Origin of the sequence: Bacillus sp. JH7 (assembly GCF_001563515.1) — a bacterium.
Taxonomy (GTDB): Bacteria; Bacillota; Bacilli; order Bacillales; family Bacillaceae_G; genus Bacillus_A; species Bacillus_A cereus.
In genome coordinates this window covers 1-1,651 of the sequence record NZ_LPUS01000010.1, presented here as the reverse complement: position 1 = coordinate 1,651, position 1,651 = coordinate 1, and the positions used below count along the sequence as shown (strand labels likewise).

Sequence of the window (1,651 nt, the reverse complement as noted above, 5' to 3'; positions counted from 1 at the left end):
TACGAGTAGCGATAGCTAAACCAGCCGCATCGTCAGCTGCACTGTTAATAGATTTACCGCTAGATAAACGATTCATCGCAGTATTCATTTTGTCTTGGTTTTGTCGCATGTACTCTTGCGTACGCATACTATTAATATTTGTATTAATTCTCATTTTAAGAACCTCCATTGTTATCTTGAGTTTTTAGTTATATATAAATCTCTTTGTAGACAAAGAGATTTATATAATCAAATGGCTTATTGTAATAATTTAGAAACCATTTGTGGTGTTTGGTTAGCTTGAGAAAGCATGCTGATACCAGCTTCGTTTAAAATTTTGAACTTAGTCATTTCAGACATCTCTTTTGCCATATCAGCATCTTCGATTTGAGAAGCAGCTGCTGCCATGTTAGTAGCTTGGCTCGTTACGTTGTTTAAGTTATGGTCTAAACGGTTTAATTGAGAACCGAAAGTTGCTCTTTCATCAGCAATTTTTTGAATTGCAGTGTCCAGTTTTGTTATTTCAGTTTCAGCAGTGGCTCTATCTTTTAAATTAGTTAAAGTGCCAGTTGTCAATGATTTTGTATCAATGGCTTTGATTGTCATTGTATCACCAGAAGCATCAGAAAGTTGAATCTCGATATCTTTTCCGGGAGGAGTGGCAGTTGTATCTAAGAAAGAATTACCGTTAAAATTCGTTTTTCCAGCAATGTGATCAATTTCATCTTTTAAGGCAACATACTCTTTGTCTAAAGAGGCAGTATCTTCAGCGTTATTCGTACCGTTTGCAGCTTGTGTAGCAAGGTCACGCATACGAAGTAAGATGTTAGAAATAGATCCTAAAGCAGCGTCACCAGTACGTAAAGCAGACATAGCGTCTTGCGTGTTACGTGCTCCGACGTTTAATCCGCCTTCTTTTGCACGCATACGAGTAGCGATAGCTAAACCAGCCGCATCGTCAGCCGCACTGTTAATAGATTTACCGCTAGATAAACGATTCATCGCAGTATTCATTTTGTCTTGGTTTTGTCGCATGTACTCTTGCGTACGCATACTATTAATATTTGTATTAATTCTCATTTTAAGAACCTCCATTGTTATCTTGAGTTTTTAGTTATATATAAATCTCTTTGTAGACAAAGAGATTTATATAATCAAATGGCTTATTGTAATAATTTAGAAACCATTTGTGGTGTTTGGTTAGCTTGAGAAAGCATGCTGATACCAGCTTCGTTTAAAATTTTGAACTTAGTCATTTCAGACATCTCTTTTGCCATATCAGCATCTTCGATTTGAGAAGCAGCTGCTGCCATGTTAGTAGCTTGGCTCGTTACGTTGTTTAAGTTATGGTCTAAACGGTTTAATTGAGAACCGAAAGTTGCTCTAGCGTCAGCTAGTTCTTGGATAGCAGTGTCAAGAGCTTTTATTTCAGTCTCAGCAGTTCCTCTGTCTGCTAAAGTAGTTAGATTAGCTGTTGTAATTTTCTTTGCATCTAGAGAGTCAATTGTCATTGTATCGCCAGAAGCATCAGAAAGTTGAACTTTAATATCAGCCGCACCACCCTTATCAGTACTTAAGAATTTAATACCATTGAAAGATGTTTTGTCAGCGATATGATCAATTTCACTTTTTAATGCTTCGTATTCTTTGTTTAAAGAAGCAGTATCTTCAG

2 protein-coding genes and 1 pseudogene are annotated in these 1,651 nt (G+C 36.6%); all 3 read right to left on the bottom strand.

What is annotated here, in order from left to right; all coding sequences use genetic code 11:
• Positions 1–154: pseudogene (locus AU379_RS17410) on the bottom strand (flagellin); the annotation flags it as partial.
• An 83-nt stretch (positions 155–237) separates the two neighbouring features.
• The gene (locus AU379_RS17405) at positions 238–1,059 is read right to left on the bottom strand and encodes a flagellin (RefSeq protein ID WP_061139570.1); all 822 of its coding nucleotides are present in this window, start codon (positions 1,057–1,059) and stop codon (positions 238–240) included.
• An 83-nt stretch (positions 1,060–1,142) separates the two neighbouring features.
• On the bottom strand, positions 1,143–1,651 hold a 509-nt coding region (locus AU379_RS17400; RefSeq protein ID WP_253724516.1), incomplete at its 5' end, for a flagellin.

Bases quoted from the DNA above. Each gene is read 5' to 3' on its own strand.
- AU379_RS17405 (WP_061139570.1), bottom strand. From the start codon at position 1,059: ATGAGAATTAATACAAATATTAATAGTATGCGTACGCAAGAGTACATG.